Raw genomic sequence first — 26,151 nt, 5'->3', positions numbered from 1 at the left:
GCCCCCTGGATTCCAGACGACGTCGTCCGTGTGCGGCGCGGTCCCGGTCAGGGTGGACGCCCATGCTTTGGCGGACCGCGGTGTCGCGGCCCCAGGAGGCAGAATCTATGGCCTGAGCTGGTGTGACCAGCCCCTCATCGACTGATGTGGCTCAACTGTGACTGACGCGAAACTCATTCGTATCGATCTTGAACGGGATGTCAGGAAGCGATCGCGATTCTGTCCCGAACCTGTGACACAAGCCTAGTCACTTGATACCGCGGCGCCGGAGGATGTCCTCGATGTCGGAGAAGTCGTCGTCGCTCTTGCGCTTGGCCGGGGCCTCGACCGCAGGCTTGCCCGTCTGGGCGGGCCGCCCGCCGGCGACCGCCGGACCCTGCGCCGGGCCCGCCGGGGCCTCCTTGGCACCCTTGCCGCCCTTGCCGCCCTTGCGCTGCTCGCCGTCGCGGGACAGCGCTCGGCCCCGCAGCACGCCGGAGGCCACGAACAGCACCACGGACAGCCCCGCCACCGCGACGCCGGCCCACACGAGCGGGCTGAACACCAGACTCGTCACGAAGCCCACGACCGTCGCGCCGATCGTCCACAACGCCTGCAGCGCCCCGGTCAGGTAGGCCGCCAGGGGCAGCAGGGCCCAGGCCGCCGTCCGCATGCCCGCCGCGGCTCCCCTGCGCCGGAAGGCCAGGAAGCTGAGCACCAGCCCCACGGCGGTCAACCCGACGCACAGCGGGAACCAGGTCGCGATCTGTCCGGGCATCCGTCCACCCCTCGTCTCGGCTACGTCCCCATCCTGGCACGCGGGCGCGCCGCGGCCGCTCCTCCGCGAGGACCACTTCTCCCTTAGGGGGACGATCCAGGCATCTCAGGGATTCCCCGGGTTCCGGGACGGCATACGTCCCAGGACCGGACCTAGGGAGGGCGGACGCGGGAAGGGGGCGTGAGCGGGAAGGGGGCGTGAGCCGGAGCGGGCCGGGGTTCAGGCCGGGAGGAGGGCGCGCAGGTCGTCGATCGTGACCTCGGTCAGCGAGGAGACCACCAGGCGGCCCGGGGCGGGCTCGACGGGCAGGACGCTCGGCACCGCGACGACCGCGCAGCCGGCCGCCGTGGCGGCCGCGACGCCCGTGGGAGAGTCCTCCAGCACCACGCAGCGCACCGGCGACACCCCGAGCAGCCGGGCGGCCGTCAGGTACGGCTCCGGGTCGGGCTTGGTGCGGGTCACGTCGTCGGCCGTGACGACGGCGTCGAAGCGGTCGCGGCCCACGGCCTTCAGCACGGCGTCCGCGATGTCCTTGAGCGAGGAGGTGACCAGCGCCACCGGAACGCCCTCGGCGCGCAGCCCGTCGAGCAGCTCGGCCGCCCCGGGCATCACCTGCACGCCCTCGGCCAGCGCGCCGACCATGCCGTCGACCATCCACTGCCACAGGGTCGCGGGCGGCACGTCAGCGCCGGAGACCTCCAGCATGTACGCGACCGTGCGCTCCATGGAGCCGCCGAGCAGGTGCGCCTGGTGCTCGGCGGACCAGGGGGCGCCGAGCCGGGCCATCACGGCGGTCTCGATCTCCAGCCACACCTTCTCGGTGTCGACGAGGAGGCCGTCCATGTCGAACAGGGCGGCTTGCATGCGTCTCCGATCGGTCGCTGACGGGTGCCGGGCGGCCCGGCGGGCGGCGCCGGGCACGGGGTCGAGGGTCCGGCCGCGGGTCCGGCCCGTGGGGGCCCTCACGGGCGTGCTCACGGGCCCGGGCCGCGATCCGGGCCGGACATCCGACCGTACCCGTAGCCGGGCGGTGGACGACCGCCGGGGTCGCCCCACCGGCGGATCCCGCACGCGGCCGGGGACCCCGCGCCCGCGGAGTCCCCGCGCCGTGTCAGGCCCCGAGCGGCCGGCGGGGTGGGCCGGGTCAGACGTTGAAGTACTTGGCCTCGGGGTGGTGGGCGACCAGGGCGGAGGTGGCCTGCTCGGGGTGGAGCTGGAACTCCTCCGACAGGCTGACCCCGATGCGCTCGGGCGACAGCAGCTCGAACAGCTGCACCTGGTCCTCCAGGTTGGGGCAGGCCGGGTAGCCGAACGAGTACCGGCAGCCCTGGATGTTGACCTTGAGCATGTCGTCCAGCGACTCCTCGCCGCCGATGCCGAGCTCGGCCCGGACCCGGGCGTGCCAGTACTCGGCCAGCGCCTCGGTGAGCTGGACCGACAGGCCGTGCAGCTCCAGGTAGTCGCGGTAGGCGTCCTTGGCGAACAGCTCGGCCGTGGCCTCGGAGATCTTGCCGCCCATCGTGGCCACCTGGAACGCCACCACGTCCGTCTCGCCCGACTCGCGCGAACGGAAGAAGTCGGACAGGCACAGGTGCCGGTCGCGGCGCTGGCGCGGGAAGGTGAAGCGGGTGCGCTCGTTGCCGGCGTCGTCCAGGATGATCAGCGAGTCGCCGTCGCTGACGCACGGGAAGTACCCGTAGACGACGGCGGCCTCCAGCAGGCCCTCGGTCTGGATGCGGTCGAGCCACATGCGCAGCCGCGGCCGGCCCTCGGTCTCGACCAGCTCGTCGTAGCCGGGGCCGTCGCCGCCGCGGGTCGGCTTGAGCCCCCACTGGCCGAGGAACAGCGCCCGCTCGTCGAGGAAGGCGGCGTACTCGGTCAGCGAGATGCCCTTGACGATGCGGTCGCCGAGGAACGGCGCCTTCGGCAGGGGGTTGTCGGCGGCCACGTCGGAGCGGGCGGGCAGCTCCTCGACGGGGGTGCGCTGGAGCACCGCGCCGGTCTTGACGCGGCGCTCGCGCAGCGGCGGCAGCGTCGCGCCGGCCACGCCGCGCTTGACGGCCATGAACGAGTCCATGAGCCGCAGCCCCTCGAACGCGTCGCGGGCGTAACGCACCTCGCCCTCGAACAGCTCGGCGAGGTCCTGCTCGACGTAGGCGCGGGTGAGCGCGGCGCCGCCCAGCAGCACCGGGTACTTGTCGGACAGGCCCCTGGAGTTCATCTCCTCCAGGTTCTCCTTCATGATGACCGTCGACTTCACCAGCAGGCCCGACATGCCGATGACGTCGGCCTTGTGGTCGTCGGCCGCCTCCAGGATCGCCGAGACCGGCTGCTTGATGCCGAGGTTGACGACCTGGTAGCCGTTGTTGGACAGGATGATGTCGACGAGGTTCTTGCCGATGTCGTGGACGTCGCCCTTGACGGTGGCCAGCACGATGCGGCCCTTCGTCTCGCCCTCCACCCGGTCCATGTGGGGCTCCAGGTAGGCGACGGCCGCCTTCATCACCTCGGCCGACTGGAGCACGAACGGCAGCTGCATCTGGCCGGAGCCGAACAGCTCGCCGACCGTCTTCATGCCGTCGAGCAGCACGTCGTTGATGATCTCCAGGGCGGGTCGCTGCTGCAGGCCGGTGTCGAGGTCGGCCTCCAGGCCCTTGCGCTCGCCGTCGATGATGCGCCGCTTGAGCCGCTCCCACAGCGGCAGCGCGGCCAGCTCCTCGGCCTTGCCGGCCCGCATGGCGGCGGCGTCGACGCCCTCGAACAGGTCCATGAACCGCTGCAGCGGGTCGTAGCCGTCGCGGCGCCGGTCGTAGACCATGTCGAGGGCGACCTGGCGCTGCTCGTCGGGGATGCGGGCCATCGGCAGGATCTTGGAGGCGTGGACGATCGCCGAGTCGAGGCCGGCGTTGACGCACTCGTTGAGGAACACCGAGTTGAGCACCATGCGCGCGGCCGGGTTGAGGCCGAAGGAGATGTTGGACAGGCCGAGCGTGGTCTGCACGCCCGGGTAGCGGCGCTTGAGCTCGCGGATGGCCTCGATGGTCTCCAGGCCGTCGCGGCGGGTCTCCTCCTGGCCGGTGGCGATGGGGAAGGTCAGGCAGTCGACGATGATGTCCTCGACCCGCATGCCCCAGTTGCCGACGAGGTCCTCGATGAGGCGGGTCGCGACGCGGATCTTGTGCTCGGCGGTGCGGGCCTGGCCCTCCTCGTCGATGGTGAGGGCGACCACGGCCGCGCCGTGCTCGCGGACCAGCCGCATGATCTTCTGGAAGCGGGAGTCGGGGCCGTCGCCGTCCTCGTAGTTGACGGAGTTGACGGCGGCGCGCCCGCCGAGCATCTCCAGGCCGGCCTGGAGCACCGCCGGCTCGGTGGAGTCGAGCATGATCGGCAGCGTGGAGGCGGTGGCGAAGCGGAAGGCCAGCTCGCGCATGTCGCCGGCGCCGTCGCGGCCGACGTAGTCGACGCACAGGTCGAGCATGTGGGCGCCGTCGCGGGCCTGGTCGCGCGCCATCTCGACGCAGTCGTCCCAGCGGCCCGCCAGCATGGCCTCGCGGAACGCCTTGGAGCCGTTGGTGTTGCACCGCTCGCCGATGGCCAGGTAGGAGGTGTCCTGCCGGAACGGGACGGTCTGGTAGAGCGAGGAGGCGCCCGGCTCCGGGTGCGGGCGGCGGGCGGCGGGCTCGCGGCCGCGGACCCGCTCCACGACCTGGCGCAGGTGCTCGGGCGTGGTGCCGCAGCAGCCGCCGACCATCGACAGGCCGTAGTCGCGGGCGAAGGAGTCGTGGGCGTCGGCGAGCTCCTCGGCGCTCAGCGGGTAGTAGGCGCCGTCGGAGGTCAGCACCGGCAGGCCCGCGTTGGGCATGCAGGACAGCTTGAGCCGGGAGTGGCGGGCGAGGTAGCGCAGGTGCTCGCTCATCTCGGCGGGGCCGGTGGCGCAGTTGAGGCCGATCACGTCGACGCCGAGCGGCTCGATCGCGGTGAGCGCGGCGCCGATCTCGGAGCCGAGCAGCATCGCGCCGTTGGTCTCGATCGTCACCTGGGCGATGATCGGCACGTCGCGGCCGGCGGCCTCCGCGGCCCGCTTGGCGCCGACGACGGCCGCCTTGACCTGGAGGAGGTCCTGGCAGGTCTCGATGATGAGGGCGTCGGCGCCGCCCGCGATCAGGCCGGCGGCGTTGTCGCGGTAGGCGTCGCGCAGGCTCGCGTACGGCAGGTGGCCGAGGGTCGGCAGCTTGGTGCCGGGGCCCATGGAGCCGAGCACGAAGCGCGGCCGGTCGGGGGTGGACCAGTGGTCGGCCCGCTCCCGGGCGATGCGGGCGCCCGCCTCGGAGTACTCGAAGACCCGGTCGGAGATGTCGTACTCGCCGAGGGCGGCGAGGTTGGCGCCGAAGGTGTTGGTCTCGACGCAGTCGACGCCGACGGCGAAGTAGGCGTCGTGGACGCCCGCGACGATGTCGGGGCGGGTCACGTTGAGCACCTCGTTGCAGCCCTCGTGGCCCTGGAAGTCGTCGAGCGTCGGGTCCTGGGCCTGAAGCATCGTGCCCATGGCGCCGTCGGCGACGATCACTCGCTGGGACAGGGCTTCACGGAAGGCGGACGCGGAGCTGCTCATGGCGCTCAGCTTATCGGCTGCGCTGGAGCCGGACTCGAGCGGACACGGGTTTTCGATCATCAAGGATCGCGGGCCCGTGCTCCGCGGGCGCCGTGACGGGATCCCGGCGCTCGCGGATGGTGCGCGGCCGGGGCCGGGTCTGGTAAAGCTGATCATCGCCACTCGGTGACATGAGCGGCTCCTCACCGCATAGGCTTAGCGGGACGGAGAAGAGAGGAGGCGACACATGATAGAGCTCGAAGGGCTCCCCGAGCTCGTCGACCCGGTGCTCATCGCCGCGTTCGAGGGGTGGAACGACGCGGGCGAGGCATCCAGCGGTGTGATCGCCCACCTCGAGTCCGCGTGGAAGGCCGAGCCGCTGGTCGCGCTCGACCCCGACGACTACTACGACTTCCAGGTCACCCGGCCGGTCGTGGAGATGGGCGACGGGCTGACCCGGTCGATCGTGTGGCCGACCACCCGGCTCTACCACGCCCGCCCGCCGGGCCTGGAGCGCGACGTGGTGCTGCTGCGGGGCATCGAGCCCAACATGCGCTGGCGCTCGTTCTGCGCCGACATCATCGAGGTCTGCCGCGAGCTGGGCGTGGAGCTGGCCGTCATGCTGGGCGCGCTGCTCAACGACTCCCCGCACACCCGCCCGGTGCCGATCCTGGGCGGCGCGACCGACGAGGAGCTGGCCCGCTCGACCAACCTGGAGCTGAGCCGCTACGAGGGCCCCACGGGCATCGTGGGGGTGCTCCAGCACGCCTTCGGCGAGGCCGGGATGAAGGCCGTGTCGCTGTGGGCGTCGGTGCCCCACTACGTCGCCCAGCCGCCCAACCCGAAGGCGACGCTGGCGCTGCTGCGCCGCCTGGAGGACGTCCTCGACATCCCGATGCCGCTCGGCGACCTCGACGAGGAGGCGCGCGCGTGGGAGCGCGGCGTCGACGAGCTGGCCTCCCAGGACAGCGAGGTGGCCGAATACGTCAAGGAGCTGGAGGATCGCAAGGACGCGGCGGAGCTCCCCGAGGCCAGCGGCGACGCGATCGCGGCGGAGTTCGAGCGGTACCTCCGGCATCGCGACACCGATACTGACAGCTAACTTCCAGCATTACGGCCGCGCCTGCCGGGCGGCTTTCGGGTCATAATCAGGGCCGTACGACGGCCAGGGCGAGCCGGTCCCCTTTCCGGCCCGGGCCTGGACGAGGCTGAGCCAGGGTAGTCGGGCGTGCGCCGGTCACAGGGGCGTCACCCCGCACCTTCCACGTGACCGCCCACGTAAGGCCCCCCATGGTGACATCTCACGTAGACCCGCACCAGCGAAGCCAGGACGCCAGGCGACGCGTCCTGGAGATGGCGCTCTCCCTGCGCGACGGGCCCCCGGGCGGCTCTGTCGACCACTTCCTCGCGCTGCTGCAGTACCGCCTGCCGTTCTGGCTGAGCGTGCTGCACGACCTGACCCACCACGCCGGGCGCGGCACGGTCACGGGCAACCTCGTGCCGGTGGCGCGGGCGGGCCTGGACTACCACCTGGAGGTGCAGGCTGCGGCGCTGCCCGCGTTCAGCACGCCGAACGTGACGGTGCGCGTCCGCGAGGCGCTGCGCGCCGCGGGGTTCGGGCCGGAGGCGGAGGTGGCGCCGCTGGCCGCGTACCTGGAGGAGGAGCGGCGGCTCGGGCGGGTGGCGGCCGGCGTGGACCCGGGGGCGAGCGCGCGGCTGCTGCTCGCGGGGTGCTTCCACCGGGCCTACATCGAGCTGTTCGTGGGGGCGGACATGGTGCCGCCGCGCGAGGCGAGCGCCGAGGAGATCGTCCGCGAACTCCGCCTGGAGCCGCCTCCCTGACCCCGGCCCGTCCTGCCCGGAAGGTCTCCGCCCGGTCGGTGGAGGTCCTCGCCCGGCCCCTGGGGATCTCTCGTGGCCCTTTAGGGTCTCGTGACCCTTGGGAGTCTCGGAGGTCGTCACCCGCGGTCAGGCGGTGGCGGCGCGAGGGGCGAGGGCGGCCTCGTCGTAGCGGCTCCACACCAGCGAGGCGACGTCCGGGTCGGCGCCCAGCGGGTCGGTGACCAGGTCGGCGCCCGCGGCCAGGAGGCGGCCGTGGAAGAAGCCGGGCGCCAGCACGTACGACGCGACGGCCACCCGCCGGGCGGGGCCTGAACGGACCCGTTCCAGCGCCTCGGCCAGCGTGGGCGTCCCCGCCGAGGCGAACGCCGCCGTGACCGGGCGGCCGAGCCGCACCGCCAGGCGGTGGGCGGCGGCGCGCACGTCGGCCAGCGCCGACGGGTCGGACGAGCCCGCCGCGCCGAGGATCACCGCGTCCGTACGGCGCAGCCCCGCGCGGCCGAGCCGGCGGGTCAGCGCGGAGGTCAGCAGCCCGTGAGGACCCAGGGGGGCCGCCATGAGCGCGTCGGGCCGGTGCCCGGCCAGGACGGCGGGCAGGTCCACGTGCACGTGGTAGCCGCCGGCGAGCAGCAACGGCACCACGACCACCGGCCCCGGGACGACCGGGAGCACGTCGCGCAGGAGCGGGCGGCTGATCTCCAGGTAGGCCAGTTCGACGCGGCGCCCGGGCCGCTGACGGCGTATGACGGCGGCCAGCTCGGCGAGGGTCCGCTCCCCCGCGGCGCTGCGCGTCCCGTGCGCGGCCAGGACCAGCGTGGGAACGCCACCAGACCGGCTCCGCGCCGCTGCCGGCATGCCGCCCGTTCCGGCGGAGGTCGCGACCACGCCACCGGCGTCGGCCCGAGCCGCACTCAGCGCGACCGGCGGAAGGCCCGGGCCCGCGGGCGGCGGCTCCACGTCGGCGGGCGGACGGTCCGGGCCGAAAGGCGGGCAGCTCGGGGCCGTGGGTGGGAGGCTCAGGCCCGCAGGCCGAGGGCTCAGGTCGGCGGATGGGAGGGGCGGGGTGTCGTGGGGGTGGCGGGGTCGGGTGGTCACTGGTGGGCCTCGTGGGTGCAGGCCAGGCGATAGCCGCGTTTGACGACCGTCTCCACGATGCCGCCGGGCCCGAGGGCGCGCCGGAGCCGGGTGATCGCCATCTCCACCGCGTGCTCGGCCGAGTCGCGGGCGACGCTGCCGGGCAGGACCGTGCGCAGGTCCGTGCGGGACACCACGTGGCCGGGCTTCTCGGCCAGCCGCTTGAGCACCGCCATCGGCGCGGGCGGCAGCGGACGCAGCTCGCCGTCCACGACGACGGCGTGGCCGCGGATCTCGAGGTTGTGGCCGCCGGCGACGACGCGGGTGACGCCGTGCTCGGGCAGGTGGCGGGCCAGGGCGCGGGCGAGCGAGCCGAGCCGGGAGCGTTCCGGCTGGAGCGTGGGGACGCCGCGGGAGACGAGCGGCTCGGCCGTGACGGGTCCGACGCAGGCGGCGACCACCCGGTCGCCGAACGCGTTGAGCAGCGCCTCCTCCACCCCTTCGGCGCGGGCGGCGGCGAGCATGGCGTGGACGGCCGGCGCACTGGTGAAGGCGACCGCGTCCACGGCGCCGGAGATGGTCTGGGTGATGAGGCGGCGCAGCGGCGAGGGGTCGCGGTAGGGCAGCCAGCGGTAGACGGGGATCTCGATGACCTCGGCGCCCGCCGCCCGCAGGTCGGCGACGAAGTCGGCCAGCGGCTCGCCGTGGAGCTGCACCGCGATGCGCCGGCCCCGCAGGTCCTGGGCGAGCAGGTGCTCCTTGACCTCCTTGCAGGAGTCGGTGGAGGGCGTCCAGTGGTCGTCCAGGCCGGCGGCGCGCACCGCTCCCCTGGCCTTGGGGCCGCGGGTGAGCAGGCGGGCGCGGGCGAGCTGGGCGACCAGCTCGCCGGACAGGCCCCAGCCCTCGGCCGCGGCCATCCAGCCGCGGAAGCCCACGCCGGTGGTGACCACCACGTCGTCGAGGGGCCGTTCGAGGCTGTGGCGGGTGGCGGCCAGCAGGTCGGCGTCCTCGGCGAGCGGCACCAGGCGGATCGCGGGGGCGCTGACCACGCGGGCACCCCGCCGTTCGAGCAGCGCGCCGAACTCCTCGCGCCGGCGGGTGGCGGTGACGCCGACCGTGAAGCCGGACAGGGCGTTGGGGGCCATCTCGTGGGGCCGGGCCGGCCCCACGGCCGCGGCCTCGTGCGGGCGGGCCGGGGACTCGGCCGCCGTCTCGTCGGGGCGGAACGGGTCCTCGGCGGCGGACGGGGCGCTCACGCGGGCACCTCCTGACGGGTCGGGGGCGCCGGCGGGCCCGGCCGGGCCCCGAGCACCCGGCCGGACATCACAGGCACGTGAACCAGAAGTGAGATCACGCCCTCAATGGTGCTTTCCGGCCGTTTCGCCGCTGGGTCCCTTCTGTTACCGCTGTGCTACAAGCGCCGCCGCCGGCCCGCGCCTGCGGGTGTCACCGCGATGCCACATCCGCCGCACCTCCGGGATTGATCGCCGGCGGGCGCGGGAAGCCTTCCCGCCAAGCGACCTTTCGGGGAGGTTCGGTGACGGTCCGGCCCATCCGCCTGTTCGACGACCCGGCGCTGCGCTCGGTGGCGCAGCCGGTGCGCGACTTCGACCGCGAGCTGCGCTCCGTCGTGAAGTCCCTGACGGCCACGTTGCGGGCCGGGCCGGGACGCGCGGGTCTGGCGGCGCCGCAGATCGGGGTTCCGCTGCGGGTGGTCGCCTACGCCTACGAGGGCCGCTCGGGCCACCTGGTCAACCCGCGCCTGGAGCTGTCGGAGCGCCGGGTGACGGCGGACGAGGCGTGCCTGTCCGCGCCAGGGGTGTGGTGGCCGCTGGAGCGCTCCTACATGGTCGTGGCGCGCGGCCGCGACATGTTCGGCAAGCCCGTGTCGGTACGGGCGCTGGGCGTGCTGGCGAGGGTGCTGCAGCACGAGGTGGACCACCTGGACGGCGTCCTGTTCAGTGATCACCTGGGAGAGGAGGAGCGGGAACGGTTTCTCGCCGTCGCGCTACCGTCGGGATGAGGGAGCGGCGTTGCTCGGGGTCGGTGCCGCCCCAGACGCCGTTGAGCTGCCGGGTGTCGATCGCGTAGTCGAGGCAGGGCTGGCGGACCGGGCATCCCCGGCAGACGGCCTTGGCCTGCTCCACCTGCTCACGGCCCGGGCCTTCCGTCGAGATCGGGAAGAACAGCTCCGGGTCCATGGCCTGGCAGGCGGCCCCGCGCGACCAGTCGTGCATCATCATGTCGACGGCGCCTACCCCTTTCCCGGCGGGTCACACCACTTCTTCCAGCAGCCGGTCCCAGTCGGCCAGGAACCGGTCCAGGCCGTAGCGGGCCAGAGCGGCGGCGCGGGCGGCCTTCCCGGCCTGCGCGGCGAGCTCCGGATCGGCGGCGAACTGCCGTAGCGCGTCGACCAGCACGTCCACCTTGGTGGAGATGACGCCGGCCTCCGGCGGGACCGCCTCGATCGCCTCGGTGGCGGCCAGGGCGACCACGGGCATGCCGAGGGTCATCGCCTCGATGAGGGCGAGCCCGAGCGAGGTCCACCGGTACGGGTGCAGGTAGACGCGCCGGCGGGCCAGTTCGGGGTGCATGAGGTGCTGCGGGAGGTCCTCGTACGTCCCGTACGGCAGTTCGGAGACCTTCATGCCGAACACGTCGAGCGGCACGGCGGCGGCGAAGCGGGGCAGCAGGTCGGTGCCGGCGACCCGGGTGCGGCGCACCGGCTCGTTGACCACGACGCCGGCCCGGGGCAGCTCCCCGGTGTAGAGGTGCCCGGGGTCGGGCACGCCGTGCTCGACGACCCGGGTGGGCGCGCGGCCGTTGTCCCAGTACAGCTCGTTGAAGTGGGTGACGTGGACGAGCGTGACGTCGGTCCGGCCGGCGAGGAGGTGGCGGGTGCGCGGCACGTCGCCGGCGGGCGTGTTGTGCTCGACGTAGACGCCGGGCAGGTCGCGGCCGAGCCACTCGCGGGCCAGTTCCAGGTCGCGGGGCCGCTGGTAGACGACCACGTCGAGCGGCTCGTCGCGCAGCCGGTCCCAGGCGACCTCGCGCGCGCTCGCGGGCCAGTCGTAGGTGTCGGCGCGGCCGAGGCCGTCGGGGCCCCGGTCGGGGACGAGCGGCAGCACGTACTCGTGCCCGCCGCGGACGAAGGCGTTGGTCCAGGCGCCGTGGACGTGCCAGAGCAGGATCCTCACCAGCGGCTCCAGCCCAGCACCCTGGCGCGGCGGGAGTGGCTGCCGGCGGGCACCGGGCCGCCCTCCACGCCGGCCAGCAGCCGGTCGGTCACCTCGGTGAGGTCGGCGGCGACCTCGGGCGCCTCCAGGACCTCCTGCTGAAGCGTGAGCGGCGTGGGCACGAGGATGCCGCGCGCGCCCGCCGCGCGGGCGGCCTCCATGTCCCTGCCGATGTCGCCGACGACCACGCAGTCGCGCGGGCTGACGTCGAGGACGGCGGCGGCCCTGATGAGCAGGCCGGGCGCGGGCTTGCGGCAGGTGCAGCAGTCGCCGTCGTCGTGGACGCAGATCGCCCACGCGTCGAACGGGCCCAGCAGCTCCTCCACCCGGGCGTTGACCTGGCCCATCTCGTCGGGCGTGATGAGTCCCTTGGCCACCCCGGACTGGTTGGTCACCACGGCCACCGGGATCTCCGCCCGGCGCAGCCGTGACAGCGCCTCGGCCGCTCCCGGCATCGGCTCCACCTTGCGGGGGTCGCCGTTGTACGGAACGTCCTTGATCAGAGTCCCGTCACGGTCGAAGAGCACGGCCCCGGGACCTCGCTGTGTGAACACCTCTCACCTCCGTCGCGCCGGCCGGTCTGCTACCCGGCGAAACGCTCCCCTAACAACTACGGAGAGTGACCAACAGCAGGATAAGAGAGGTATTTCCGCACCTCGGAGCGATGGTCCAGGTTTGAGAGTCGCTTCTCTCGGTAGCGGTTCTCCATCCGGTGGGAGGAGCCCGATGAGATTTCTCGGCATCAACGCGATCTTTCACGACCCCGCCGCGGCGATCGTCGCCGACGGGCGCATCGTCGCCGCCGCGGAGGAGGAACGGTTCAGCCGCCGCAAGCACGGCAAGCGGCCCCTCGCGTTCTCGGCCTGGGAGCTGCCCGAGCAGGCGGCGGCCTGGTGCCTGAAGGAGGCGGGACTGTCGCCCGAGGACATCGACGCGGTCGCCTACTCCTACGACCCGTCCCTGGTCGTCCAGCGCCCCGAGGGCGACTGGGAGGACCTGCGCACGAAGTACGCGGTGCGCGCGCCCAACTTCCTGGCCACGGCGCTGCCCGGGCTCGACCCGGCGCAGGTGCGCTACGTCCCCCACCACGTGGCGCACGCCGCGTCGGCCGGGCTGGCCTCGCCGTTCCGCGACTGCGCGGTGCTCGTGTGCGACGGCCGGGGCGAGAACGTCTCCCACCTGGCCGGCCGCTACCGCGACGGCGAGCTGGAGATCCTCGCCGCGCAGGAGCTGCCGCACTCGCTGGGCCTCATGTACGAGGACGTGACCCAGCACCTGGGCTTCCTGCGCTCCAGCGACGAGTACAAGGTCATGGCGCTGGCCTCCTACGGCCGGCCCCGCCACCTGGAGTCGCTGCGCGAGCTGATCCGCACCACGGACGACGGCGGCTTCCGGGTCGAGCCGATCGACTGGAACTCCTACGCCAAGGCGCTGTCCAAGGACGCCCCCTGGACCGACGACCACGCCGACCTGGCGGCCAGCGTCCAGGCGCGGCTGGAGGAGGTGCTGCTGGAGCTGGTCCGGTGGCTGCACGAGCGCACCGGGGAACGGCGGCTCGCGCTGGCGGGCGGGGTGGCGCTCAACTGCGTCGCCAACACCCGCCTGCTGGACGAGGGGCCGTTCGAGGAGGTGTGGGTGCAGCCCGCCGCGGGCGACTCGGGCACCGCGCTGGGCGGCGCCCTGCACCTGGCCCAGGCGTACGGCGAGCGGGCCGCGCCCATGACCGGCGCCGACCTGGGGCGCGGCTTCACCGACGAGGAGCTGGGCGCCTGGCTGGACGTGGCGCGGGTGCCGTACACCCGGCCGGCCGACCTGGCCGACGCCGTGGCGGCCGAGCTGGCCGCCGACCGGATCGTGGCGTGGTTCCAGGGCCGCTCGGAGTACGGGCCGCGGGCGCTGGGCCGCCGCTCGTTGCTCGCGCACCCGGGGCACGCCCGCAACACCGAGCGGCTCAACGACGTCAAGGGCCGCGAGCAGTTCCGGCCGATCGCGCCGATGGTGCTGGAGTCGCGGGCCCGCGACCTGTTCGGCCGGGGGCCGGTGCCCTCGCCGTACATGCTGTTCGTCCACGACGTGGACCCGGCGTGGCGCGACCGGATCCCGGCCGTGGTGCACGTGGACGGGACGGCGCGCATCCAGACGGTGTCGCCGCGCTCGGAGCCGCTGCTCGCGCGGATGCTGTCGGCCTTCGAGGCCCGCACCGGGCTGCCGGTGGTGGTCAACACGAGCCTGAACACGGCCGGGCGGCCCATGGTGGACGACCCGCGCGACGCGCTGGAGTGCTTCGGCTCCTCGCCGGTGGACGTGCTCGCCCTCGGGCCGTACCTGGTGCGGCGACGGGAGGTGTTCGCTCCGTGATCACGGTGGTGGTGCCCACTGTGGGGCGGCCCAGCCTGCGGGCGACGCTCGCGGCCCTCGGCCCGGACGTGCCGGTGATCGTCGTGGACGACCGGCCGGCCGGGCACGACGGGCCGCCCCTGGTGACGCCCGCGCACGTGCCCGCGAACGTGCGGGTCGTGACGTCCGGCGGGCGGGGGCCCGCCGCGGCGCGCAACGCGGGCTGGCGGGCGGCCTCGACGCCGTGGGTGGCCTTCCTCGACGACGACGTCGTGCCCGGCCCCGGCTGGTACGAGGCGCTGCGCGCGGACCTGGCCGGGCTGCCGCCCGAGGCCGCGGGCAGCCAGGGCCGCATCGAGGTGCCGCTGCCCGGCGACCGGCGGCCCACCGACGCCGAGCGGAACACCGCCGGGCTGGCCTCGGCGTTGTGGATCACCGCCGACATCGCGTACCGGCGCGACGCGCTGGAACGGGTCGGCGGGTTCGACGAGCGTTTCCCCCGGGCCTACCGGGAGGACGCCGACCTCGCGCTGCGGCTGACCAACCGGGGGCACACGCTGGCGTGGGGCGAGCGGGTCACGGTGCATCCCGTGCGCGACGACGGGTTCTGGGCGAGCGTGCGCTTCCAGCGGGGCAACGCCGACGACGCGCTGATGCGGCGCCTGCACGGGCCGGGCTGGCGCGAGGCGATCGGCGGGAGGCGCGGGCGGCTGCGCCGCCACGCCGCGGCCACGGCGCTCGGCCTCGCCGCGGCGGGCCTCGGCCTGACCGCCCTGCTGACCCGCCGCCGCTCCGCCGCGTGGCCGGCCGTCGTGGCGGGCGCGGGGTGGGCGGCGATGACCGCCGAGTTCGCCTGGGCGCGGATCGCGCCGGGCCCGCGCACGCCGGGCGAGGTGCTGCGGATGGCCGTCACCAGCGTGCTGATCCCGCCGGTCGCCGTGGCGCACCGGCTTCGGGGGGAATGGAAGGTGCGGCGATGAGCGGACGGGTGCTCGTGGCTCGGCTGGACGACGCCGGGGACGTGCTGCTGGCCGGCCCGGCCGTCCGGGCCGTGAGCGCGCACGCGGGCGAGGTGACCCTGCTCGCGGGACCGCGCGGCCGGGCGGCGGCCGAGCTGCTGCCCGGCGTGGACCGGGTGATCGTGTGGCGGGCGCCGTGGATCGACCACCGTCCGCCGCCCGTGTCCCGGCGTGACGTGGACGACCTGATCGACCAGGTCGGCGGCACCGACGAGGCGGTGATCCTCACCTCGTTCCACCAGTCGGCGCTGCCGCTGGCGCTGCTGCTGCGGCTGGCCGGGGTGGGCCGCGTCTCGGCCATCAGCAACGACTACCCCGGCTCGCTGCTCGACGTGCGGCACGTCGTGGACGAGGGGCTGGACGTGCCCGAGCCGGAGCGGATGCTGGCCGTGGCCCGCGCCGCCGGCTTCGAGCTGCCGCCGGGCGACGACGGCCGGCTGGCCGTGCGCCGGCCGCTGCCCGACGTCTCCCGCCTCGGCCTGGGGCCCGGCCCGTACGTCGTCGTGCACCCCGGCACGTCGGCGCCCGCGCGGACCTGGCCGGCCGAGCGCAACCGTGAGGCCGTGCGCGAGCTGACCGACGACGGCCACCGGGTCGTCGTCACCGGCATGGAGCGCGAGCTGACGGCGTACGTGGCCGCCGGCGCGCCCGGCGCGGCCCTGGACCTCGGCGGCGCGACCACGCTGGCGCAGCTCGCGGCCGTGATCGAGGGCGCCGCCGTGCTCGTGGCCGGCAACACCGGTCCCGCCCACCTGGCGGCGGCCGTCGGCACGCCGGTCGTGAGCCTCTTCGCGCCGGTCGTCCCGGCCGGGCGGTGGGCCCCGTACCGGGTGCCCACGGTCCTGCTGGGCGACCAGGACGCGCCGTGCCGGGACTCCCGGGCGCGGACGTGCCCGGTGCCCGGCCATCCCTGTCTGGCGCAGGTGACCAGCGAGCAGGTGGTCAAGGCAGTGAGGGAGCTGAACCAGTGAGAATCGCCCTGGTCTCGGAACACGCGGATCCGCTCGCGGCCATCGGCGGGGTGGACGCCGGCGGGCAGAACGTCTACGTCGCCGCCCTGGCCACGGCCCTCGGCGCGCGGGGCCACGAGGTGGTGGTCCACACCCGGCGCTGGGACCCGGCGCAGCCGGCGCGGGTGGAGGTGGCGCCCGGCGTGCGGGTCGAGTACGTCGAGGCGGGCCCGGCGGCGCCGGTCCCGAAGGACGAGCTTCCGCCGTACATGCCGGAGTTCACCGCGCGCCTGGCGGCGCGCTGGGAGGCGGACCCTCCGGACGTCGTCCACGCGCACTTCTGGATGAGCGGGCAGGCCGCGCTGCGGGCCGCCGGGAACGTGCCGGTGGTGCAGACGTTCCACGCGCTCGGCACCGTCAAGCGGCGCTGGCAGGGCGCCGCCGACACCAGCCCGCCGCACCGGGTGGACACCGAGCGGCAGATCGGCCGCAGCGCCGACGCCGTGCTGGCCACCTGCCGCGACGAGGTGAACGAGCTGCGCGCGATGGGCGTGCCCGAGCGGCGGATCGTGATCGTGCCGTGCGGCGTGGACCTCGGCCGCTTCCGCCCGGACGGCCCGAAGGGGCCCTGGCCGGGCGCCACCGGCGCCCCTGGGACGGGCGCGGCGGGGGCGCGCGAGGCAGGGGCGGGCATGGCGCGGGTGCTCAGCATCGGGCGGCTGGTCCCGCGCAAGGGCGTGGACACCCTGGTGCAGGCCATGCGGCTGCTCCCCCGCGCCGAGCTGGTGATCGCCGGCGGGCGCGTGGACGACGAGGAGGCGGTACGGCTGCGCGAGCTGGCCGACGGGTACGGCCTGGCCGGGCGCGTGCGCGTCGTCGGCAGCGTCCCCCGCGACGAGGTGCCGGCGCTGATGCGCGCGGCCGACGCGCTGGTGACCGTGCCGTGGTACGAGCCGTTCGGGATGGTGCCGGTCGAGGCCATGGCCTGCGGCGTGCCGGTGATCGCCTCGGCCGTCGGCGGCCACCTCGACACGGTCGCCGGGTGCGGCCTGCTCGTGCCGCCGCGCCGCCCGCGCGCCCTGGCCAGGGCGCTGAAGGACGTGCTGGCCGACCCGGGCCGCCGCCGCGCGATGGGCGCGGCCGGGGCGCGCCGGGCCCGCCAGCGCTACGGCTGGCCGCGTGTCGCCGAACGCACCGAAGCCGTCTACACGCAGGTCATCGACGGCCGGATGTGCCGTCTCGCGGCGCTGGGAGGGTGAGAGATGGACGCGCATCTGGAGAAGCTGTGCGCCACCCTGGCGCGCGTCGACGGTCACACGGCCGTCGTCCGCGCGTGGGGCGGCACGCTCGCCGGAGTCCTGTCCTCCGGCGGCAGGCTGCTGGCCTGCGGCAACGGCGGATCGGCGGCCGAGGCCCAGCACCTGACGGCCGAGCTGGTGGGCCGCTTCCGCGCCGACCGCCCGCCGTACGCGGCGATCGCGCTGCACGCCGACACCTCGTCGCTGACGGCGATCGCCAACGACTACGGCGCCGAGGAGGCCTACGCGCGCCAGGTGCGCGCCCACGGCCGCCGGGGGGACGTGCTCGTGTGCCTGTCCACCAGCGGCGGCAGCCCCAACGTGCTGGCCGCGGCCAAGGCCGCCCGCGAGTGCGGGATGCTCGCCTGGGCGCTGACCGGGCCCGCGCCCAACCCGCTGGCCGGCATGTGCGACGAGGCCGTCACGGTGCCCGCCGAGGAGACCGCGACCGTCCAGGAGGTGCATCTCGCGCTGATCCACCTGCTCTGCGACGCGGTCGAGGAGGCGCTGTGAGCGGCCCGCTCGTCGTCATCGGCGACACCCTGCTGGATGTCGACGTGGAGGGCGGCGCCGACCGGTTGTGCCCGGACGCGCCGGTCCCGGTGGTGGACGTCGACGCCGAGCACGCCCGGCCCGGCGGCGCGGGCCTGGCCGCGCTGCTGGCCGCCCGCGACGGCGCCGACGTGGTGCTCGTCACCGCGATCGGCGACGACCAGGACGGCCGCCGCCTGTGCGGGCTGCTGGCGGGCGAGGTGGAGCTGGTGCGGCTGCCGCTGCGCGGCGGCACCGTGCGCAAGACCCGGATCCGGGCTCGGGGGCAGACGCTGGTGCGGGTGGACTCCGGCGACGGCCGGGCCCGGCACGCCGCCCACGACGAGGTGGCCGCGGCGCTGCGCCAGGCCGGGGCGGTGCTCGTGTCCGACTACGGCCGCGGCGTCACCCGGGTGACGCGTGAGCTGCTGCGCGGGGCCGACGCGCCGCTCGTGTGGGACCCGCATCCCAAGGGAGAGCAGCCGGTGCCCGGCTGCGCGCTGGTGACGCCGAGCGAGGCCGAGGCCAGGCTTCTGTGCGACGGCCCGTACGAGGGGCCCGACCAGGCCGCCCGCCACCTCATGCGCGCGCTGAGGGCGCGGGCCGTGGCCGTCACGCTGGGCGGGCGCGGCGCGGCGTGGCCCGCCAGGGCTGCGCGCTGACCCAGGTGCCCGCGCCGGTGTCGGCGGCCGGGCAGGACGTGTGCGGCGCGGGCGACCGGCTGGCCGCCGCCGCCGCGCTCGCGCTGCGCGACGGCTCCGGTGTGGAGGAGGCGGTGACGATCGGCGTCGGGGAGGCCTCGCGCTTCGTCGAGCGGGGCGGCGCCGCCTCCATCCGCATCCAGGAGCAGGAGCTCGGCGACCGGCCGCGCACCGCGCTGGAGGTGGCCGAGCTGACCCGCGCCTACGGCGGGCGGCTCATCGCCACCGGCGGCTGTTTCGACCTGCTGCACGCCGGGCATGTGAGCCTGCTGCGGCGGGCGCGGGCGCTCGGGGACGCGCTGGTGGTGTGCGTCAACTCCGACGACTCCGTCCGCCGGCTCAAGGGCCCGACCCGGCCCATCGTGGACGTGCGCGACCGGGTCGAGGTGCTGCGGGCGCTGGGCTGCGTGGACGCGGTGATGGTGTTCGACGAGGACACCCCGGCCGCGGCCATCGAGCGGCTCAGGCCGGACGTGTGGGTCAAGGGCGGCGACTACGAGGGCGACCAGCTGCCCGAGGCCGAGGTCCTCGACCGGCTGGGCGGCGAGGTCGTCGTCCTCAGCAGCCTGCCGGGCCGCTCCACGACCAACCTCATCAGGGAGATCCGCTGACGCTCCCGCCGGTGCGCGGGAGCCGCGACCACGAGGACAAGGAGATCACATGAAGGTGCTCATCACCGGAGGGGCCTCCGGTCTCGGGCGGGCGACCGCCGAGGCCGTGGCCAAGGAGGGCTGGCGGCCGCTGGTCGTCGACGCGCGCGATCCCGGGGGGGACGTCGAGCACGTGGTGGCCGACCTGGCCGACCGGGCCGAGGCCGAGCGGGCCGTGCGCGAGCTGGCCGAGCGGGCCGGCGGGCTGGACGCCGTGGTGACCGCGGCCGGCGTGGACGCCTGCGGGCGCCTGGAGGACGTGCCGGCCGACGCCTGGGATCGGGTGATCCTGGTCAACCTGCTCGGCACCGCCTCGGTCGTGCGGGCGGCGCTGCCGTACCTGAAGGAGTCGCGCGGCAAGGTCGTCACCTGCGCCTCCACGCTGGGGCTGCGGGCGCTGAGCGACGCGAGCGCCTACTGCGCGTCGAAGTTCGGGGTGGTCGGCCTCACCCGGGCGCTGGCCGTCGAGCTGGCCGGGCAGGTCGGGGTGACGCTGCTGGTGCCCGGCGGCATGCGGACGGCGTTCTTCGACGGCCGGCCCGAGCAGTACAAGCCCGGGCCCGACGCCGGTCTCAACGACCCGGCCGACGTGGCCCGCACCGTCGTGTTCGCGCTCGGTCAGCCCGCCGGGTGCGAGGTCAGGGAACTGGTGGTGTGCCCCTCCACGGAGACGTCATGGCCCTAGAGCTTCTCGCGCTGCGCGGGCTCGGCCTGGGCGACCTGCTCACGGCCGTGCCCGCGCTGCGCGCGCTGCGGCAGGAGTTCCCGGTCCACCGGATCACGGTGGCCGCGCCGGCGCCGCTGGAGCCGCTCATGCCGCTGACCGGGGCGGTGGACGAGCTGATCGACGTGCGCGGCCCCGGCCCGGTGCCGTTCGAGCGGCCCGACGTGGCGGTCAACCTGCACGGCAAGGGCCCGCAGAGCATCGAGGCGCTGCGCCGCACCGAGCCGGGGCGGCTGCTCAGCCACACGGTCGGCCCGCCCTGGCGCGACGGCGTGCACGAGGTGCGGCGCTGGTGCGACATGCTGGAGTGGTACGGGGTCAAGGCCGACCCGTCGGACCTGACGCTGGGCGTGTCCGACCGGACCGGGCCCGTGGTCGTCCATCCGGGCGCCGCCTCCCCGGCCCGGCGCTGGCCGCCGGAGCGGTTCGCGCGGGTGGCCGCGGCCCTGGAGCGAGGCGTGGGCGAGGTGGTGGTCACCGGCGACGCCGCCGAGGCGCCGATCGCCGCGCGGGTCGCGGAGCTGGCCGGGCTGCCCGCCGGGCGGGTGCTGGCCGGCCGTACGGACCTGGCGGGGCTGATCGACGTGGTGGGCCGGGCCCGGCTCGTGGTCTGCGGCGACACGGGCGTCGGCCACCTGGCGACCGCCTTCTGCGTGCCGTCGGTGGTGCTGTTCGGTCCGGTGCCGCCCGCGCTGTGGGGGCCGCCGCCCGGCTGGCGGCACGTCGCGCTGTGGGCGGGGCGGACCGGCGACCCCCACGGCGGCCGGGTGGACCCCGGCCTGCTGCAGATCGATGTCTCCGAAGTCCTGGACGCCGTGATGGAGGTCACCTCATGAGGGCGCTGGTTACCGGCGGTGCCGGGTTCCTCGGCTCGCACCTGTGTGAACGCCTGCTCGACCAAGGGGCCGAGGTCATCTGCATGGACAGTTTCCTCACCGGAGGCCCGCGCAACGTCGAGCATCTGATCGACCGGCCGCAGTTCCGCATCATCGAGTGCGACCTGACCGGGTACGTCCACGTGCCCGACCGGCTGGACCTCGTCCTGCACTTCGCCTCGGCCGCCTCCCCCGCCGACTACCTGCGCTACCCCATCGAGACGCTGCGGGTGGGCAGCGTCGGCACCCTGCACGCGCTCGGGCTCGCCCGGGAGAAGGGCGCCCGGTTCGTCCTCGCCTCCACCAGCGAGGTGTACGGCGACCCGCTGGAGCACCCGCAGAAGGAGACGTACTGGGGCAACGTCAATCCGGTGGGGCCGCGCAGCGTGTACGACGAGGCCAAGCGCTTCGCCGAGTCGCTGACCACCGCCTACCGGCACTCGCGCGACACCGACACCGGCATCGTGCGGATCTTCAACACCTACGGCCCGCGCATGCGGCCCTTCGACGGCCGGGCGATCCCGACCTTCATCCGGCAGGCGCTGCTGGGCGAGCCGATCACGATCACCGGCGACGGCGCGCAGACCCGGTCCATCTGCTACGTGGACGACACGGTCACGGGCATCCTGGCCATGGCGGCGAGCGACTTCGCCGGCCCGGTGAACATCGGCAACCCGGACGAGCTCACCATGCTGGAACTGGCCACGCTGATCAAGAAGCTGGCGGGCTCGTCGTCGCCCGTCGAGTTCATCGAACGGCCGGCCGACGACCCGATGGTGCGCCGGCCGGACACGACGCTGGCCGCCGAGCGGCTCGGCTGGCGGGCCGCCGTGCCCGCCGAGGAGGGCCTGCGCCGGACCATCGACTGGTTCGCCTCCGAGCTGGCGGACCACGGCAGACTGCAACGGCTGGGCGCCTGAGCCGGCCGTCGGGGGGTGGTGGTTTCAAGGATGCCGGCAATCGCGATGGTCGTGCTGGACATGCTGAACCCGTACGACCACGAGGACGCAGACCGGCTCGTGCAGGGAGTGGAGCCGATCGTGCCCAGGCTGGCCGAGCTGGCCGGCCGGGCGCACCGGCGCGACGACGTGGAGCTGGTCTACGTCAACGACAACTACGGCGACTTCTCCGCCACCCGTGAGGACCTGGTGGCGCGGGCGCTGAAGGGACGCCGGCCCGACCTGGTGCGGCCGGTCGTGCCGCCGCGCACCGCGGCGTTCCTCACCAAGGCGCGCCACAGCGCCTTCTACGGCACGGCCCTGGACCACCTGCTGCGGCAGCGGGGCATCGACACCGTGATCCTGACCGGGCAGGTGACCGAGCAGTGCGTGCTGTACAGCGCGCTGGACGCGTACGTGCGGGAGTTCCAGGTGGTGGTGCCGCCGGACTGCGTGGCGCCGGTCCACGGGGATCTCGGCCGGGCCGCGCTGCGCATGATGGAGCGCAACATGTCGGCCGAGATCGTCCCGGCGCGCCGCCTCCTGACGTAGGGGCCGGCAAGCCCGGTCAGGGGGAGGCGCGGGGCGTCCGTCAGAGGGCGTCCGTCAGAGGGCCTCGGTCAGAGGGCGACGCCGAGGAGCGCGTCGGCCAGGTCGCGGACCAGGCCCGGCGCGCCCGCGTCGGCGCCCCGGCCGCTCAGCGCCTCATCGGCCCAGGCGTCGACCGCGGCCAGCGCGCCCGGCGCGTCGAGGTCGTCGGCGAGGCGCTCGCGCACCCGTGCCAGCACGCCGTCGGCGGGCGGTCCCGACGGCAGCGCCACCGCCTCGCGCCAGCGGGCCAGCCGCCGCTCGGCCTCGGCCATCAGCTCCGGGGTGTACTCCCAGTCGGAGCGGTAGTGGTGGGCCAGCAGGACCAGCCGGATCGCCATCGGGTCGCGCTCCTGGCGCAGCCGCGAGACGAACACGAGGTTGCCCTTGGACTTCGACATCTTCTCGCCGTCGAGGGCGACCATGCCGGCGTGGGTGTAGAACTTGGCGAACGGCCACTCCCCGGTCGCCGCGTGCCCCTCGGAGGCGCCGCACTCGTGGTGCGGGAAGATCAGGTCGGAGCCGCCGCCCGCCACGTCGTAGCCGGCGCCCAGGTGGTCGAGCGCGATGGCCGTGCACTCGATGTGCCAGCCGGGGCGGCCCCGGCCCAGCGGCGAGTCCCAGGCCGGCTCTCCCGGCCGCTCGGCCCGCCACAGCAGCCAGTCGAGCGGGTGGCGCTTGCCCGGCCGCTCGGGGTCACCGCCCCGCTCGGCGAACAGCTCCAGCATCTCCTGCTCGCCGTAGCCGGACACCTGGCCGAACTTCGGGGCGTCGGCCGAGCTGAAGTAGACGTCGCCGTCCAGCTCGTAGGTGACGCCCTTGGCCGACAGGGCCTCGATCAGCCCGGCGACGCGGCCGACGACCTCGGTGACGCCGACGTACTCGCGGGGCGGCACGATGCGCAGGGCCTCCATGTCCGTGCGGAACAGCTCGATCTCCCGCTCGGCCAGCTCCTGCCAGGGGACGCCGGTCTGCTCCGCGCGCTCCAGGAGCGGGTCGTCCACGTCGGTGGTGTTCTGCGTGTAGTGGACGTCATGGCCGCCGTCGCGCCACACCCGGCCGACCAGGTCGAAGGCGTGGTAGGTGTTGGCGTGCCCGAGGTGGGTGGCGTCGTACGGGGTGATGCCGCACACGTACATGCGGGCCGTGGGACCCGGCTCGGTCGGGCGTACCTGCCCGGTCGCCGTGTCGTGGAGCCGCAGAGGGACGCTCTGACCGGGCAGTTCGGGGATGTTCGGGGCGGACCACGATCTCATGGGTTTGAGCCTATCTGTCCCGCTCGGCGGTCAGGTCGGTGAAGTCGTACGTCACCTCGTCGCGGGCCAGCGTGACCCGCATCGCCGACAGCGACGTGAGGACCTTGCCGTCGGGCGTCTCGTGGCGGACGAGCAGCGACTCGGGGTCGGCGGAGGGCGCCTCCTCGCCGGGGACCCGCCAGTCGCCGGCGCGGAAGCGGGGCAGGTTGGCCACGACGCGGGGGTGGGCGGGGTCGAGTCCGGCCGCGTTGACGATCATGTTGATGCCGTCGGGCACGGGGGTGACGGTCAGCCGCCGGCCGTCCCAGCCGGCCAGCCGCGCGCCCGGCGGCTCGGCGAGCAGCAGGTAGAAGGGGTCGTACACGGTGAGGTCCGCCTCCGACAGGCTCGCCTCCGCGTCGGCGTCCGGGCGGGGCGGGTCGCCCGGCAGGGTCGCGGTGGCGGCGGCGCGCAGGGCCAGGTCGCCGCGGGAGACCCGGGTGGCCTCGGGGGCCGTGCAGCCGCACCCGTTGAGCAGGGCGGCGGCGCGGCGGGCGGCCGGGTGGACCGCCAGCCAGGTGCCGCCCGCCTTGAGGTCACGGCCGCCGATCACGCCGGGGTAGCGCTCGGGCCAGTGCTCCCCCGGCCCCTCCCAGGGCCGGTCGGCGTACTCGTCGCGCACGAACAGGAGCGTGAGGGGCCACCCTGTCTTCACGATCACGGTGCACATGGAGCAAAGCGTAATCAACGCCCTCAGATCGGCGGCCAGGGGATGGCGGGCCAGTCCTCCGACGGCGACGGGTGGACGCCGGTGTCGAGCAGCCGCCTGACCCGCTGCCAGGTCGCCTCCACCTCCGCCTGGGTCAGCAGCTCGCGCAGCCTGCGCCCGAGCGCGCCCGACTCCAGCTCGCGCTCCAGCTTGGCGAGCACGGCGACGGCCTCGCGGGCCAGCGGCTTGCCGCGCCACTGCCACAGCACGGTGCGCAGTTTGTCCTCGGCGGCGAAGCAGACGCCGTGGTCGACGCCGTACACGTGGCCGGTGGGCAGCGGCAGCAGGTGGCCGCCCTTGCGGTCGGCGTTGTTGACCACCGCGTCGAAGACCGCCATGCGGCGCACCACCGGGTTGCGGCTGCGCACCAGCCGCATGAGGTCGATCTCGCGCTCGGTGTCGATCCACAGCTGGCACATGCCGGGGCCGAACGGGCCGTCGCGGTAGACGGTGGGGGGCACGATCTGCCAGCCGGTCGCCTGGGACACCTCGAAGGCCGCCACCTCGCGGGCCGCCAGGGTGCCGTCGGGGAAGTCCCACAGCGGGCGCTCCCCGCGTACGGGCTTGTAGACGCAGGCGACGGTGCGCCCGGCGAGCGTGACGGAGCAGTAGAGCGTCAGGTTGGTCGCCTCGACCAGGCGGCCCACCACGTCCAGACGCCCGTCGCGGAGGAGCTTCAGCGCCCTCTCGTCGTCCATGACCGGCGTGTGCGAGTGCCTGACGGCGGGCTCGCTCTCCGGGGCGCTCATGAAGCCGCCTCACCCCCGCGGTAGCCGTTGAGCCGGACGCAGATGTGCCCCTCGGCGTCGAGGGGCTGGCCGCACAGGGGGCAGGGTGGCCTGCCCGCGGCGACGAGGCGCAGGGCCCGCGCGGTGAAGGCCCGCGCGGCCCCGGCGCTGATGCGGACCCGCAGGACGGCGGGCTCGGGCGCGTCGAGGTCCTCCTCGTCGACCATCTCCTGAGCCTCGATCACCACCTGCGAGGTCTCGGGGTCCCACGCGAGCGCCATGGTGCCCACCCGGAAGTCCTCGGCCAGCGGGACGTCGAGGGGGGCGTCGTCGGAGAGCTCGGCGGGCGCCAGGGCCGGCACGTGGGCGGTGCCCCCGCTGCGCCGCAGCACTTCGTCGAGCAGCTCGTCGAGCCTGCCCGCGAGCGCGGCGACCTGCAGCTTCTCCAGCGCGACCGTGGTCAGTCTGCCCTCGGCTCTGGCCTGCAGAAAGAAGGCTCGGGCGCCCGGTTGCCCCAGGGCACCGGCCACGAACCTCTCTGGTGGGTCGTAGTCGAAGACCGGCATAGCCTGACCTTACGTGGTCCCGGGTCCGCCGCCGACGGCGGCATCGCTCCCGGTGATGTTTTCTCCCCCGTCTTTCTCCTCCGAATCCTCGGGGAGCCGCAATTCCCCCATATCGTTAAGCCTGAGGAGAAAGGGACGCAAGGGGGCATAGCGAATCACTGTGAGCGCCGCAGGATCCGCCGTTATCCGCTGAAACTGGTCAAGATGCAGGCCCAGCGCGTCGGCCACGATCGCCTTGATCACGTCGCCGTGGCTGCACACGAGGTAGACACCCTTCTCCCCCACGCGGGCGTTCCACTCGCGGACCGCCGCCACCGCCCGGTGCTGCACGTCCGCCAGCGGCTCGCCGCCGGGGAAGACCGCGGCGCTCGGATGGGCCTGCACGACCCGCCACAGCGGCTCCTTGGCCAGCTCCTCCAGCGGGCGGCCGGTCCAGTCGCCGTAGCCGCACTCCACGAACCGCTCGTCGGTCTTCACCGCCGTACCCCGCCCCTCGGCGACGGCCGCCGCAGTCTCCACGCACCGCTCCAGCGGGCTGGAGACGATCGCGTCCAGCCGCACGCCGGCGATGCGCGCGGCCAGCGCGCCGGCCTGCCGCCGTCCCTCCTCGCTCAGATGCACTCCCGGTGTACGGCCGGCCAGGACGGGCCCCGTGAGGGCGGTGAGGCCGTGGCGGGCCAGTAGCAGCGTGGTCACGACCCAAGTGTCGCAGGCGTGGATCACGGCTTTTCCGCGGCCCGGACGG

At 74.6% G+C, this 26,151-nt stretch carries 27 protein-coding genes; 14 read left to right on the top strand and 13 right to left on the bottom strand.

Features of this window, described 5'->3' with window-relative positions:
• Positions 1-247: 247 nt before the first annotated feature.
• The 3 genes from HT134_RS16610 to metH all read right to left on the bottom strand — a co-directional run bounded on the left by HT134_RS16610 (position 248) and on the right by metH (position 5,369).
• Positions 248-757 carry a cellulose synthase gene (locus HT134_RS16610; protein ID WP_175601289.1) on the bottom strand — a complete coding sequence of 170 codons (510 nt, stop codon included), beginning with the start codon at positions 755-757 and terminating at the stop codon, positions 248-250.
• Positions 758-976: 219 nt separating this feature from the next.
• The gene (locus tag HT134_RS16605) at positions 977-1,621 is read right to left on the bottom strand and encodes an HAD family hydrolase (protein ID WP_175601288.1); all 645 of its coding nucleotides are present in this window, start codon (positions 1,619-1,621) and stop codon (positions 977-979) included.
• 280 nt (positions 1,622-1,901) lie between these two features.
• Positions 1,902-5,369, bottom strand: a complete 3,468-nt coding sequence (metH, locus tag HT134_RS16600) for a methionine synthase (protein ID WP_175601287.1) — start codon at positions 5,367-5,369, stop codon at positions 1,902-1,904.
• A 226-nt stretch (positions 5,370-5,595) separates the two neighbouring features.
• Between metH and HT134_RS16595 the strand changes: the two genes are divergently transcribed.
• Positions 5,596-6,450 (top strand): PAC2 family protein, encoded by an 855-nt coding sequence (locus HT134_RS16595; RefSeq protein ID WP_175601286.1) that lies wholly within the window; start codon positions 5,596-5,598, stop codon positions 6,448-6,450.
• Positions 6,451-6,641: 191 nt separating this feature from the next.
• Positions 6,642-7,190 (top strand): hypothetical protein, encoded by a 549-nt coding sequence (locus HT134_RS16590; RefSeq protein ID WP_175601285.1) that lies wholly within the window; start codon positions 6,642-6,644, stop codon positions 7,188-7,190.
• 126 nt (positions 7,191-7,316) lie between these two features.
• Here HT134_RS16590 and HT134_RS16585 read toward each other — a convergent pair whose 3' ends face one another.
• The gene (locus tag HT134_RS16585; RefSeq protein WP_312888166.1) at positions 7,317-8,072 is read right to left on the bottom strand and encodes a sirohydrochlorin chelatase; all 756 of its coding nucleotides are present in this window, start codon (positions 8,070-8,072) and stop codon (positions 7,317-7,319) included.
• Positions 8,073-8,278: 206 nt separating this feature from the next.
• On the bottom strand, positions 8,279-9,406 hold the full coding sequence (locus tag HT134_RS16580) for a uroporphyrinogen-III synthase (protein ID WP_175601675.1): 1,128 nt from the start codon (positions 9,404-9,406) through the stop codon (positions 8,279-8,281).
• A 392-nt stretch (positions 9,407-9,798) separates the two neighbouring features.
• Between HT134_RS16580 and HT134_RS16575 the strand changes: the two genes are divergently transcribed.
• Complete coding sequence (locus HT134_RS16575; protein WP_175601284.1) at positions 9,799-10,284, top strand: peptide deformylase; 486 nt, start codon at positions 9,799-9,801, stop codon at positions 10,282-10,284.
• On the opposite strand, the gene HT134_RS16570 is transcribed toward HT134_RS16575, so the two are convergent.
• From HT134_RS16570 to HT134_RS16560, 3 genes are read right to left on the bottom strand one after another with little or no spacing between them, the layout of a single operon-like run.
• Positions 10,220-10,504, bottom strand: coding sequence for a WhiB family transcriptional regulator (locus tag HT134_RS16570; protein WP_217707960.1), 285 nt, complete (start codon positions 10,502-10,504; stop codon positions 10,220-10,222). The two genes, HT134_RS16575 and HT134_RS16570, sit on opposite strands and share 65 nt — an antisense overlap.
• A 30-nt stretch (positions 10,505-10,534) precedes the next feature.
• Positions 10,535-11,458 carry a glycosyltransferase gene (locus tag HT134_RS16565; protein ID WP_175601283.1) on the bottom strand — a complete coding sequence of 308 codons (924 nt, stop codon included), beginning with the start codon at positions 11,456-11,458 and terminating at the stop codon, positions 10,535-10,537.
• The gene (locus HT134_RS16560; protein ID WP_312888165.1) at positions 11,455-12,051 is read right to left on the bottom strand and encodes a D-glycero-alpha-D-manno-heptose-1,7-bisphosphate 7-phosphatase; all 597 of its coding nucleotides are present in this window, start codon (positions 12,049-12,051) and stop codon (positions 11,455-11,457) included. Before HT134_RS16560 ends, HT134_RS16565 begins: the two co-directional genes overlap by 4 nt.
• Positions 12,052-12,223: 172 nt before the next feature.
• On the opposite strand from HT134_RS16560, the gene HT134_RS16555 reads away from it, so the two are divergent.
• From HT134_RS16555 to HT134_RS16510, 11 genes are read left to right on the top strand one after another with little or no spacing between them, the layout of a single operon-like run.
• A complete protein-coding gene (locus HT134_RS16555) occupies positions 12,224-13,855 on the top strand; it encodes a carbamoyltransferase family protein (protein ID WP_175601282.1) in 1,632 nt (543 codons plus the stop codon).
• Positions 13,852-14,814, top strand: a complete 963-nt coding sequence (locus tag HT134_RS16550) for a glycosyltransferase family 2 protein (RefSeq protein ID WP_175601281.1) — start codon at positions 13,852-13,854, stop codon at positions 14,812-14,814. Before HT134_RS16555 ends, HT134_RS16550 begins: the two co-directional genes overlap by 4 nt.
• On the top strand, positions 14,811-15,824 hold the full coding sequence (locus HT134_RS16545) for a glycosyltransferase family 9 protein (protein WP_175601280.1): 1,014 nt from the start codon (positions 14,811-14,813) through the stop codon (positions 15,822-15,824). The genes HT134_RS16550 and HT134_RS16545 overlap by 4 nt, the downstream gene beginning before the upstream one ends.
• Positions 15,821-17,062 (top strand): glycosyltransferase, encoded by a 1,242-nt coding sequence (locus HT134_RS16540; RefSeq protein ID WP_175601279.1) that lies wholly within the window; start codon positions 15,821-15,823, stop codon positions 17,060-17,062. The genes HT134_RS16545 and HT134_RS16540 overlap by 4 nt, the downstream gene beginning before the upstream one ends.
• A 3-nt stretch (positions 17,063-17,065) precedes the next feature.
• Positions 17,066-17,614: a D-sedoheptulose-7-phosphate isomerase gene (locus HT134_RS16535; RefSeq protein WP_175601278.1), complete on the top strand. Its 549-nt coding sequence runs from the start codon at positions 17,066-17,068 to the stop codon at positions 17,612-17,614.
• Positions 17,611-18,294 carry a PfkB family carbohydrate kinase gene (locus HT134_RS47655; protein WP_312888164.1) on the top strand — a complete coding sequence of 228 codons (684 nt, stop codon included), beginning with the start codon at positions 17,611-17,613 and terminating at the stop codon, positions 18,292-18,294. Before HT134_RS16535 ends, HT134_RS47655 begins: the two co-directional genes overlap by 4 nt.
• Positions 18,270-18,944, top strand: a complete 675-nt coding sequence (gene rfaE2, locus HT134_RS47650) for a D-glycero-beta-D-manno-heptose 1-phosphate adenylyltransferase (RefSeq protein ID WP_312888163.1) — start codon at positions 18,270-18,272, stop codon at positions 18,942-18,944. The genes HT134_RS47655 and rfaE2 overlap by 25 nt, the downstream gene beginning before the upstream one ends.
• A gap of 49 nt (positions 18,945-18,993) precedes the next feature.
• Positions 18,994-19,668, top strand: coding sequence for an SDR family oxidoreductase (locus tag HT134_RS16525; RefSeq protein ID WP_175601277.1), 675 nt, complete (start codon positions 18,994-18,996; stop codon positions 19,666-19,668).
• Positions 19,659-20,543 carry a glycosyltransferase family 9 protein gene (locus tag HT134_RS16520; protein ID WP_175601276.1) on the top strand — a complete coding sequence of 295 codons (885 nt, stop codon included), beginning with the start codon at positions 19,659-19,661 and terminating at the stop codon, positions 20,541-20,543. The genes HT134_RS16525 and HT134_RS16520 overlap by 10 nt, the downstream gene beginning before the upstream one ends.
• Entirely contained in the window at positions 20,540-21,502 is a 963-nt protein-coding gene (locus HT134_RS16515; protein ID WP_175601275.1) for a UDP-glucuronic acid decarboxylase family protein, read from the top strand. The genes HT134_RS16520 and HT134_RS16515 overlap by 4 nt, the downstream gene beginning before the upstream one ends.
• A 30-nt stretch (positions 21,503-21,532) precedes the next feature.
• Positions 21,533-22,072: a cysteine hydrolase family protein gene (locus HT134_RS16510; protein ID WP_175601274.1), complete on the top strand. Its 540-nt coding sequence runs from the start codon at positions 21,533-21,535 to the stop codon at positions 22,070-22,072.
• Positions 22,073-22,140: 68 nt separating this feature from the next.
• Here HT134_RS16510 and mshC read toward each other — a convergent pair whose 3' ends face one another.
• From mshC to HT134_RS16485, 5 genes are read right to left on the bottom strand one after another with little or no spacing between them, the layout of a single operon-like run.
• Positions 22,141-23,364 carry a cysteine--1-D-myo-inosityl 2-amino-2-deoxy-alpha-D-glucopyranoside ligase gene (mshC, locus tag HT134_RS16505; protein WP_175601273.1) on the bottom strand — a complete coding sequence of 408 codons (1,224 nt, stop codon included), beginning with the start codon at positions 23,362-23,364 and terminating at the stop codon, positions 22,141-22,143.
• Between the two features lie 10 nt (positions 23,365-23,374).
• Entirely contained in the window at positions 23,375-24,073 is a 699-nt protein-coding gene (locus HT134_RS16500; RefSeq protein ID WP_175601272.1) for an NRDE family protein, read from the bottom strand.
• A gap of 23 nt (positions 24,074-24,096) precedes the next feature.
• Complete coding sequence (locus tag HT134_RS16495; protein WP_175601271.1) at positions 24,097-24,861, bottom strand: Rv2133c family protein; 765 nt, start codon at positions 24,859-24,861, stop codon at positions 24,097-24,099.
• Positions 24,858-25,406, bottom strand: coding sequence for an Rv2134c family protein (locus HT134_RS16490; protein ID WP_175601270.1), 549 nt, complete (start codon positions 25,404-25,406; stop codon positions 24,858-24,860). Before HT134_RS16490 ends, HT134_RS16495 begins: the two co-directional genes overlap by 4 nt.
• A 9-nt stretch (positions 25,407-25,415) precedes the next feature.
• Positions 25,416-26,102 (bottom strand): histidine phosphatase family protein, encoded by a 687-nt coding sequence (locus tag HT134_RS16485; RefSeq protein ID WP_175601269.1) that lies wholly within the window; start codon positions 26,100-26,102, stop codon positions 25,416-25,418.
• Between the last annotated feature and the right edge of the window lie 49 nt (positions 26,103-26,151).

Origin of the sequence: Nonomuraea rhodomycinica (genome assembly GCF_013363995.1) — a bacterium.
Lineage (GTDB): Bacteria > Actinomycetota > Actinomycetes > Streptosporangiales > Streptosporangiaceae > Nonomuraea > Nonomuraea rhodomycinica.
This window is presented reverse-complemented; position numbering and strand designations above follow the sequence as displayed.

Excerpts from the sequence above, each read along its gene's own strand:
- HT134_RS16610 (WP_175601289.1), bottom strand. The coding sequence starts at position 757 with ATGCCCGGACAGATCGCGACCTGGTTCCCGCTGTGCGTCGGGTTGACC.
- HT134_RS16605 (WP_175601288.1), bottom strand. The coding sequence starts at position 1,621 with ATGCAAGCCGCCCTGTTCGACATGGACGGCCTCCTCGTCGACACCGAG.
- metH (WP_175601287.1), bottom strand. The coding sequence starts at position 5,369 with ATGAGCAGCTCCGCGTCCGCCTTCCGTGAAGCCCTGTCCCAGCGAGTG.
- HT134_RS16595 (WP_175601286.1), top strand. The coding sequence starts at position 5,596 with ATGATAGAGCTCGAAGGGCTCCCCGAGCTCGTCGACCCGGTGCTCATC.
- HT134_RS16580 (WP_175601675.1), bottom strand. The coding sequence starts at position 9,406 with ATGGCCCCCAACGCCCTGTCCGGCTTCACGGTCGGCGTCACCGCCACC.
- HT134_RS16570 (WP_217707960.1), bottom strand. The coding sequence starts at position 10,504 with ATGATGATGCACGACTGGTCGCGCGGGGCCGCCTGCCAGGCCATGGAC.
- HT134_RS16555 (WP_175601282.1), top strand. The coding sequence starts at position 12,224 with ATGAGATTTCTCGGCATCAACGCGATCTTTCACGACCCCGCCGCGGCG.
- HT134_RS16545 (WP_175601280.1), top strand. The coding sequence starts at position 14,811 with ATGAGCGGACGGGTGCTCGTGGCTCGGCTGGACGACGCCGGGGACGTG.
- HT134_RS16535 (WP_175601278.1), top strand. The coding sequence starts at position 17,066 with ATGGACGCGCATCTGGAGAAGCTGTGCGCCACCCTGGCGCGCGTCGAC.
- HT134_RS16525 (WP_175601277.1), top strand. The coding sequence starts at position 18,994 with ATGAAGGTGCTCATCACCGGAGGGGCCTCCGGTCTCGGGCGGGCGACC.
- HT134_RS16520 (WP_175601276.1), top strand. The coding sequence starts at position 19,659 with ATGGCCCTAGAGCTTCTCGCGCTGCGCGGGCTCGGCCTGGGCGACCTG.
- HT134_RS16515 (WP_175601275.1), top strand. The coding sequence starts at position 20,540 with ATGAGGGCGCTGGTTACCGGCGGTGCCGGGTTCCTCGGCTCGCACCTG.
- HT134_RS16510 (WP_175601274.1), top strand. The coding sequence starts at position 21,533 with ATGCCGGCAATCGCGATGGTCGTGCTGGACATGCTGAACCCGTACGAC.
- mshC (WP_175601273.1), bottom strand. The coding sequence starts at position 23,364 with ATGAGATCGTGGTCCGCCCCGAACATCCCCGAACTGCCCGGTCAGAGC.
- HT134_RS16500 (WP_175601272.1), bottom strand. The coding sequence starts at position 24,073 with ATGTGCACCGTGATCGTGAAGACAGGGTGGCCCCTCACGCTCCTGTTC.
- HT134_RS16495 (WP_175601271.1), bottom strand. The coding sequence starts at position 24,861 with ATGAGCGCCCCGGAGAGCGAGCCCGCCGTCAGGCACTCGCACACGCCG.
- HT134_RS16490 (WP_175601270.1), bottom strand. The coding sequence starts at position 25,406 with ATGCCGGTCTTCGACTACGACCCACCAGAGAGGTTCGTGGCCGGTGCC.